The organism is Vibrio sp. 10N.222.49.C9 (genome assembly GCF_041474985.1).
Classification (GTDB): Bacteria; Pseudomonadota; Gammaproteobacteria; order Enterobacterales; family Vibrionaceae; genus Vibrio; species Vibrio crassostreae_C.
In genome coordinates, this window is sequence record NZ_JBFRVD010000005.1 from 1 (window position 1) to 9,370 (window position 9,370).

Annotated in this window: 5 protein-coding genes and 1 riboswitch; of the genes, 3 read left to right on the forward strand and 2 right to left on the reverse strand. The window is 43.9% G+C overall.

Annotation, left to right across the window (positions count from 1 at the left end):
• Positions 1-280 (forward strand): transposase (locus AB4585_RS01665; RefSeq protein ID WP_372169272.1); only part of this gene is annotated, 280 nt, incomplete at its 5' end.
• A gap of 789 nt (positions 281-1,069) precedes the next feature.
• Here the strand turns inward: AB4585_RS01665 and AB4585_RS01670 are convergent.
• Positions 1,070-2,350 carry a sodium:proton antiporter gene (locus AB4585_RS01670; protein ID WP_017061334.1) on the reverse strand — a complete coding sequence of 427 codons (1,281 nt, stop codon included), beginning with the start codon at positions 2,348-2,350 and terminating at the stop codon, positions 1,070-1,072.
• A gap of 169 nt (positions 2,351-2,519) precedes the next feature.
• Between AB4585_RS01670 and metH the strand changes: the two genes are divergently transcribed.
• On the forward strand, positions 2,520-6,197 hold the full coding sequence (gene metH, locus AB4585_RS01675; protein ID WP_372155765.1) for a methionine synthase: 3,678 nt from the start codon (positions 2,520-2,522) through the stop codon (positions 6,195-6,197).
• A gap of 106 nt (positions 6,198-6,303) precedes the next feature.
• On the opposite strand, the gene lysC is transcribed toward metH, so the two are convergent.
• The gene (lysC, locus tag AB4585_RS01680; RefSeq protein WP_372155766.1) at positions 6,304-7,671 is read right to left on the reverse strand and encodes a lysine-sensitive aspartokinase 3; all 1,368 of its coding nucleotides are present in this window, start codon (positions 7,669-7,671) and stop codon (positions 6,304-6,306) included.
• Positions 7,672-7,779: 108 nt separating this feature from the next.
• A riboswitch (Lysine riboswitch) is annotated at positions 7,780-7,957 on the reverse strand.
• 176 nt (positions 7,958-8,133) lie between these two features.
• Here lysC and AB4585_RS01685 point away from each other — a divergent pair.
• Positions 8,134-9,273 carry an alanine--glyoxylate aminotransferase family protein gene (locus tag AB4585_RS01685; RefSeq protein ID WP_017061337.1) on the forward strand — a complete coding sequence of 380 codons (1,140 nt, stop codon included), beginning with the start codon at positions 8,134-8,136 and terminating at the stop codon, positions 9,271-9,273.
• The last annotated feature ends 97 nt before the right edge of the window (positions 9,274-9,370 follow it).

Here is a 9,370-nt window from a genome sequence, read left to right on the forward strand (position 1 = left end):
TCATTCAGTGGTAATAATGGATGGCGCAGGATGGCATACCGATGATATTGCTAACCCATTTGATAATGTCAGTATTATCAAATTGCCGCCATACTCACCAGAGCTTAACCCTATAGAGCAAGTGTGGAGTTGGTTAAGGCAACACTATCTAGCAAACCAAAACTTCATTGATTATAACGATATTGTTTCGAAGGTCTGTAGCGCTTGGAATGGATTTCTTGAGTGCAAAGATCGCGTCACAAAAATGTGTACAAGAGATTGGATTGACCTGATCAGTTAATTTTCCGGATTGGTATAATATACGCCATTAGCAAAGCCGCGGATTCTCCTACTTACCAAAACAGCGCGTGTTGGGAGTCTAAACCTCCAACCTTTCCATATACTAAGCCTCAGCAGAAATACTGGGGCTTTTTTGTATCTGCTGCTTCTACGAAGTAATGTTGGGATAACTAGGCGCTCCTAGCTCACCTGCGTGCTCGAATCTCCGGAGTGCCTACTCATTCCAGCCTTGCCATATTTAAGACTCTAGTCTGCACGTCTCGGCAGAAATGCTAGCACTTTTTATTCCTGTCATTTTTACAAGTATCACTTGAAGTACCATGTGTTCCTTTAGCTATCTCTATCGAACACTGATTTAGTGCAGCCTTGCTGTATTTAATGACTTAGTTCAAAGCTAAAGCTTTCTGTTCACCACTCATCTAGCTCCGTAGTCCTGTTAATAACTAACGCTATTCTAGCGAGACGTTGAGTCCCGTTATTTTTGTTTCCAGGTGAAAGGTGAAGCCTTTCGATTGAAGCTTATATAACTTGAGAGTGGGTTATTGGGTAGACTAGCGAGTGGGCAGAAGAACTAATTCTCTGTATGACTTAAGCTCCTTAAAGAGTTCTGTCCACCCACATTAAGGCTTTCGATTACTCAAATATTAGCTGTATCAAATATCGATATGAGCTCTATGTTCCACGCATATCTTTCAGCGATAGCTCCAGTATGGGAATTGGTGAGTTTGACTTTCATTGGGTATAAAAAAGGCCACCTAAAGTAGGCGGCTTTGGTTGATCTATCTAGGTGTTAATCTAGCTCTTTCTCTGCTTGTTTTGCTTTCTCTATCATAGGAGTGATTGTTGAGCCTTGAACTAGAATAGAGAACACAACAACGGCGTATGTCATGACAAGGATTATCTCTTTTACATCTATTGCTTTGTCTTCAATTACCCAGATACCTGAAGGGATCGAAAGTGCCATGGCTAATGCTAAGCCACCGCGTAAGCCACCCCAAGTTAGAATCTTAATCGACCACGGGTTGTAAGTTCTAAAGCGTTTAAATCCGATGTAAGACAAGAAAACACTCAAGTAACGTGCACTCAATACTAGAGGGACTGCGAACGCCATTAAGATCCAGTCTTCTTGGTGGAATTTGAATAACAGCATCGACATACCAATTAGTAGGAATAATACGCCGTTTAAGAATTCATCTATCAACTCCCAGAAATGATCTAGGTGATCTTCACTCTCTTTCGAGAATCCGATAAAGCGAGTCCAGTTACCAATCATGATACCTGATACCACCATCGCTAATGGGCCTGATACATGTAGAACTTCAGCAAACGCATAACCAGCAGTTGGGATGCCGATGGTTAATAGCAACTCCATCGAGTGGTCATCGGTATTGCTGATTAGGTAGTGGAATACAAGACCTAAAACAAAACCGTAGACGATGCCGCCAATTGCCTCTTGAACGAATAGCATGGTCACACTACCGACGGTTGGCGCTTCTGTGCCGAATGCGATAGTAAATAGGGTTACGAAGATAACTAAGCCAAAACCATCGTTGAATAGAGATTCTCCCTCGATTTGAGTAGAGATTCTTCTGGGAGCGTCGAGTTTCTTTACTATTGCTAGCACGGCGATGGGATCGGTTGGAGAGATTAGCGAGCCAAAGAGTAGGCAGTAAATCAGATCAAATTGAATACCGATGAACTGGCAAAACCCGTACAGCACAAAACCGATAAAGAATGTTGAAAACAGCGTAGCACCTAACGCGAGTACTGTTATTTCCCATTTCTGGTCTTTTAGGTTTGGTAATTTGATTCCCAAACCGCCTGCAAATAGTAAGAATCCTAATATCCCTTTTAGAAGGAAATCTTCAAAATTGATACTGGCAACGGTTTCTGAGGCGATGTCAGCCAATTGGAACCAATTGTTTTGTCCCGCAATGATAATTAATAGAGATAACATCATTGAGCCAGCTGTAATGGCGATGGTTGTCTGCATTTTACCAATTTTTGTATTCACGAAAGCAATAAGCATGGCTGCAGCGGACAAGAAGCATAAGGTGTAATAGACCGACATTGGGATTCCAACATGTAACAAAGTATGAATATGAATTTTCGTTGTCTCATGCTCAAATAGCAAACATTTTTTTGTCATGACTCAGTAATCAATTTCCTTTTTTAGACGTCTAGACTCCTTTTTAATGTGTGATAGGATGGAGGGATAATTAAAGGAATGAGGTTGTACCGTGGGAAGTAATGTAAGGCAAAAGATTGACGCTCTGTTGAAGCAACGAATTTTACTGATTGATGGTGGCATGGGCACCATGATTCAGGATTATAAATTGGAAGAGCAAGACTATCGTGGTGAACGCTTTGCTGATTGGCACAGTGACTTGAAGGGCAACAATGACCTTTTAGTTCTTACACAGCCTAAGCTTATCAAAGATATCCATATGGAGTATTTGGAAGCTGGGGCTGACATCCTCGAAACCAATACCTTTAACGCTACAACCATCGCTATGGCCGACTATGATATGGAAAGCCTTAGTGAAGAGATTAACTTTGCTGCTGCCAAGCTTGCTCGTGAAGCAGCTGATGAATGGACTGCAAAGACCCCAGATAAACCTCGCTTCGTCGCGGGTGTATTAGGCCCTACCAACCGAACTTGTTCTATCTCGCCTGATGTAAACGATCCAGGTTACCGTAATGTTAGCTTTGACGAACTGGTTGAAGCCTATTCTGAATCGACTCGCGCGCTCATTAAGGGCGGTTCAGATTTAATTCTTATTGAAACTATCTTTGATACGTTAAACGCGAAAGCGTGTGCCTTTGCCGTTGAATCTGTTTTTGAAGAGGTGGGTATTGCTCTTCCAGTGATGATTTCCGGTACCATCACTGACGCATCAGGTCGTACCCTTTCAGGACAGACGACAGAAGCATTCTACAACGCCCTTCGTCATGTAAAACCAATCTCATTTGGATTGAACTGTGCATTGGGCCCTGATGAACTGCGTGAGTATGTCGGTGAGATGTCTCGTATCTCAGAGTGCAATGTTTCTGCTCACCCTAATGCGGGTTTGCCTAATGCATTTGGCGAGTATGACCTTTCTCCTGAGGATATGGCTGAACATGTTAAAGAGTGGGCTGAAAGTGGCTTCTTGAACCTAATTGGTGGGTGTTGTGGTACTACTCCAGAGCATATCCGTCAAATGGCTGAGGCCGTTGAAGGTGTAACGCCGCGTCAATTGCCAGACTTACCAGTTTCTTGTCGTCTTTCGGGACTAGAGCCACTGACGATAGCTAAAGAATCTTTGTTCGTGAATGTAGGTGAGCGGACCAATGTTACCGGCTCTGCACGCTTTAAGCGCCTTATCAAAGAAGAGCTCTACGACGAAGCCTTGAGTGTAGCTCGAGAGCAAGTCGAGAATGGTGCTCAAATTATCGATATCAACATGGATGAAGGGATGCTAGACGCCGAGGCGTGTATGGTTAAATTCCTGAATCTATGTGCTTCAGAACCTGAAATCTCGAAAGTACCTGTTATGGTCGATTCTTCTAAGTGGGAAGTTATCGAAGCTGGCCTAAAGTGTATTCAAGGCAAAGGCATCGTTAACTCAATCTCTCTAAAAGAAGGCAAAGAGAAGTTTGTTGAGCAAGCCAAATTAGTTCGTCGTTATGGTGCTGCTGTCATCGTGATGGCGTTTGATGAAGTCGGGCAGGCTGATACTCGAGAGCGTAAAATCGAAATCTGTACCAATGCCTACAACATTCTTGTTGATGAAGTCGGTTTCCCACCAGAAGATATTATTTTTGACCCGAATATTTTCGCAGTGGCTACTGGTATCGATGAGCATAATAACTATGCGGTTGATTTCATTGAAGCAGTAGGAGACATCAAACGCGATCTCCCGCATGCGATGATCTCTGGCGGTGTGTCGAATGTTTCATTCTCATTCCGTGGTAATAACTACGTCCGTGAGGCTATTCACGCGGTATTCCTATATCACTGTTTTAAAAACGGTATGGATATGGGCATTGTAAACGCTGGTCAGTTGGAAATTTACGATAATGTTCCAGAAGATCTGCGTGATGCTGTTGAAGATGTGGTACTAAACCGTCGTGATGATTCGACTGAAAGATTGCTGGATATGGCGACCGAATACCTAGAGCGTGCTGTTGGTAAGGTTGAAGATAAATCTGCATTAGAGTGGCGAACTTGGCCTGTAGAGAAGCGTTTGGAGCACTCTTTGGTAAAAGGTATCACCGACTTTATTGTTGAAGATACCGAAGAAGCTCGTGTTAATGCCTCTCGTCCTATTGAAGTGATTGAAGGTCCTCTAATGGACGGAATGAACGTTGTTGGTGACCTGTTTGGTGAAGGTAAGATGTTCTTACCACAGGTTGTAAAGTCTGCGCGTGTGATGAAACAGGCGGTTGCCCATTTAGAACCATTCATTAATGCATCCAAAGAAGTGGGCGCAACTAACGGTAAGATTTTGTTAGCGACCGTTAAAGGTGACGTTCACGATATCGGTAAAAATATCGTTGGTGTGGTTTTACAGTGTAATAACTACGAAATTATCGACTTAGGTGTGATGGTTTCTTGCGAGAAGATTCTCAAGGTAGCGAAAGAAGAGAATGTCGACATTATTGGCCTGTCTGGGCTGATTACACCGTCTCTTGATGAAATGGTACATGTTGCTAAAGAAATGGAGAGACAGGGTTTCAAGCTGCCTCTTCTGATTGGCGGTGCAACCACATCTAAAGCTCACACAGCAGTTAAGATTGAGCAGAATTATTCAGAACCTGTTGTATACGTAAATAATGCCTCGCGTGCAGTGGGTGTTTGTACCTCACTACTTTCTGATGAATTGAAACCCGCTTTCGTTGAGAAGCTGGATATCGATTACGATCGCGTTCGAGATCAGCACAATCGTAAGAAGCCTCGTACCAAGCCTGTCACGCTTGAAAGAGCTCGTGCCAATAAAGTTGCTATCGATTGGGATGCGTATACGCCACCGGCACCCGCTAAGCCGGGAGTTCACATCTTCAATGATTTTGATGTGGCAACTTTGCGTCAGTACATCGATTGGACTCCATTCTTTATGACATGGTCATTGGTTGGTAAATACCCTGCAATCCTTGATCATGAAGAAGTGGGTGAAGAGGCAAAACGTTTATTCAAAGATGCTAATGATTTACTGGATCGCGTAGAGAAAGAGAAGCTGCTTGAAGCGCGTGGTATGTGTGCCATGTTCCCAGCGAACAGTGTTGGTGATGATATTGAGGTGTATACCGATGAATCTCGTACCGAAGTTCTAAAAGTTCTACACAATCTTCGTCAACAAACAGAGAAACCAAAAGGCTTTAACTACTGTTTGTCTGATTACATTGCGCCAAAAGAAAGCGGTAAAGCGGATTGGATTGGTGGCTTTGCGGTTACGGGTGGTATTGGTGAGCGAGAGCTGGCTGATGAATACAAAGCGAAAGGCGATGACTACAACGCGATTATGATTCAGGCGGTTGCTGACCGATTGGCTGAGGCGTTCGCGGAATATCTGCATAAAGAAGTGAGAAAGGATATTTGGGGTTACTCGCCAGATGAGAATTTGTCTAACGACGATTTGATTCGAGAGAAATACCAAGGTATTCGTCCAGCTCCAGGTTACCCTGCTTGCCCAGAGCATACAGAGAAAGGTACGTTGTGGGAGCTGATGGACGTTGAAAAGGCAATCGATATGTCATTAACGACAAGCTACGCGATGTGGCCTGGTGCTTCAGTGTCTGGTATGTATTTCTCACACCCTGATGCTAGATACTTTGCTATTGCACAGATTCAACAGGATCAAGTGGATAGCTATGCTGACCGCAAAGGTTGGGATATGTTAGAAGCCGAGAAGTGGTTAGGTCCTAACATTAACTAGTTTGAATCTATGATGAGCTTTGATTCGTAAAGTAAAAAGAGAAAGGGTTGCTAAATAGCAACCCTTTTTGTATTTGTGATTTATCTGTCGATGATAAACGGACTTTCTATTCAAATAATTCTTGGTGCAGTTTTTGAATCGCCAACTTAGAAACAGATTCATTTAGTAAGAAGCACAGGTTGTGTGGGCTTGCACCGTAACAAATCATGCGTAGGTTGAAGTCTTCAAGAGTGCTGAATACTTGCTTAGCGTAGCCTTTGCTTTCACTCATATTATTACCAATCAATGCCACTAAACACAGGTCATGTTCCACATCGACTGAACAAAGCTCTTCTAGCTCAAGACGTGCTGCTTCTGGTAATTCAGGAGCACCACCAGATGTATCAGTTTGATCTAGGGTGAGTGAAACACTGATCTCAGAGGTAGTAATCAGATCGACAGAGATCTTATGTTTAGCAAGGATCTCGAACACTTTCGCAAGAAAGCCGTAAGCATGGAACATATTAGCGCTACGCAGCGTAACCATGGTTTGGTTGCAGCGAAGGGCGAGGGCTCTGAATAGTGGAGAGCTTTCCACCTGTTGGCGAATCCAAGTTCCACCCAACTCTGGTGCTTTAGAAGAGCCGACAAATACCGGGATTTGGTGGCGTAATGCAGGTACTAGAGTCGATGGATGCAAGATCTTCGCACCAAAGTTTGCCATTTCCGATGCTTCACTGAAGCTGATCTCTGGGATAGGAGAAGCTTTAGGTGCAATACGAGGGTCAGTGGTGTAAATACCCGGAACATCCGTCCAGATTTCTAGACCAATCGCCTTTACAGATTCGGCAATCAATGCTGCTGAGTAATCACTGCCACCGCGGCCTAAAGTCGTGGTGTTACCTTCGCTATCAGCGCCGATAAAACCTTGGGTAACGACAACTTGTTGTTGGCAAAGTGGAATCAGTTTCTCTTGCGCTAGAGCGGCAATATCTTCTAGTTGAGGTTCGGCTTTACCAAAATCATCATTAGTACGCATCACATCTCTGATATCAAAGCGAACAGCAGGAGTGCCTCGTTCAGAGATGATCTGAGCCAAGATGTGTGTCGACATCAACTCGCCACATGCGACAAGGTGATCCGTCAGTTTAGTACTTGTTTGGAATGATGCGGCCTCTGCAGCGCTCGCAATGTCATCAAGAATGCTGTGGACTTCTTTTTCGATGCTGATTGGATCTGCGAGTTGGTCAAGAATTGCGTTGTGAATGTCCGCTAATTGCGCCATTAGTTCCTGACGACGAGCTTTGTCTTGAACACCATTTGCTAGTTCAACCAGCAAGTTAGTGACACCAGAGCATGCACTACTCACGACCAGTTTCGTGTTTGAGTTGTTTTCAATAATGGCAGCACAACGGCTCATTGCTTCAAAGTTGGCAACACTTGTTCCACCAAACTTAGCGACATTAAAAGAACCAGCTACATTAGATGCACTCACGATATATCTCCCACGACTTCCTAAAATAAAATTACGGTTGGGTAATCCAACGTCCGATGTTTTTCGAAGAGAGTTTTAGAGCAAAAAGAGAGGAATTATTAGAATAGTAACCTCAGAAGCTCTTCACCATATAGAAATGGCGACAGTTGACGGGATTCAGCCCGCTCAACCGATAATAAAGGTCCTGCATCCTTTTATTATCTCGGCACTGCTCCCCATAAATGTTTTGTATTGGAAATGCGGTTCCACAAAACATCTGCCTGGGCAGTGCTCCTCTTCTGCTAGATAGCCGTTTCATTGAACGTTTTTGTGGTAACAATGTCAATCCGTAACTTGAGATAATTGAAAAATAATTTTAACAATTATGTGACAGTGGTTTGACCTCAATACTTATGGCTAATTGCTGAGGTAATCAATTTGCTTTAGGGTGGATTGTTCACAACATTAACGTAAGGGATGTACATGTCTAATTTACCACTCACTACTGCTATCGATAGCTTTTATCCACCACACCGAACGTTAATGGGACCTGGTCCTTCAGATATCTCACCTCAAGTGTTACAGGCTTTGAGCCGTCCAACCATAGGTCACTTAGATCCGCTGTTTATTGCGATGATGGACGAGCTTAAACAGCTTCTTAAATACGCTTTTCAGACTGAAAACGAATTTACGATTGCCGTTTCTGCACCGGGCAGTGCGGGTATGGAGACCTGTTTTGTTAACTTGATTGAGCCTGGTGAAAAGGTGATTGTTTGTCGTAACGGTGTCTTCGGTGAGCGTATGCGAGAAAACGTGGTGCGTTGTGGTGGCGAAGCGATCCTTGTTGATGACGAATGGGGCAAGCCCGTTTCAGTTGAAAAGGTAGAACAAGCATTGGCAGAAAACCCCGATGCCGTTGCTGTTGCATTTGTGCATGCAGAGACATCAACCGGAGCGTTATCTGATGCTCAAGCTATCTCTGCTGTCGCTCGTCAGTTTGATGCGTTAACGATTGTTGATGCAGTGACATCATTAGGTGGTGTGCCATTGCTGGTTGATGAGTGGCAGCTTGATGCGGTTTATTCTGGCAGCCAAAAGTGTCTGTCTTGTGTGCCAGGGCTATCTCCAGTGACTTTCTCTCAGCGTGCGGTTGATAAAATGAAAGCCCGTAAAGCACCAGTGCAAAGCTGGTTTTTGGATCAAAGTTTAGTATTAGGTTACTGGAGTGGAGAAGGTAAGCGTAGCTACCACCATACCGCACCCGTGAACAGCCTTTATGCTCTGCATGAGTCGCTGGTTTTGTTGAAAAATGAAGGCTTAGATAATGCGTGGTCTCGTCATCATGCGATGCACCAAGAGCTTAAAGAAGGCGTAGAAGCTCTAGGGTTAAAGTTTGTGGTTGATGAAGAGAGCCGCCTGCCGCAGCTTAATGCACTTTATTTCCCAGAAGGAATTGATGAGGCTAAGATCAGAACGCAGCTTTTAGAAGAATATAATCTTGAAATCGGTGCTGGGCTTGGCTCTTTGGCTGGTAAGGCATGGCGTATCGGCCTAATGGGTTACGGTGCTCGTAAAGAGAATGTCGCGTTGTGCCTAAAAGCGCTAAAAGATGTTTTGAAGTAGCTGCATGAACTGAAATTAAAAAGAAAAGCGCACGAGAGATCGTGCGCTTTTTTGTATCTACCCCAAGCTCCTACTGCCTACTCATAGACAGAACCTT

Bases quoted from the DNA above. Each gene is read 5' to 3' on its own strand.
- AB4585_RS01670 (WP_017061334.1), bottom strand. From the start codon at position 2,350: ATGTCGGTCTATTACACCTTATGCTTCTTGTCCGCTGCAGCCATGCTT.
- AB4585_RS01685 (WP_017061337.1), top strand. From the start codon at position 8,134: ATGTCTAATTTACCACTCACTACTGCTATCGATAGCTTTTATCCACCA.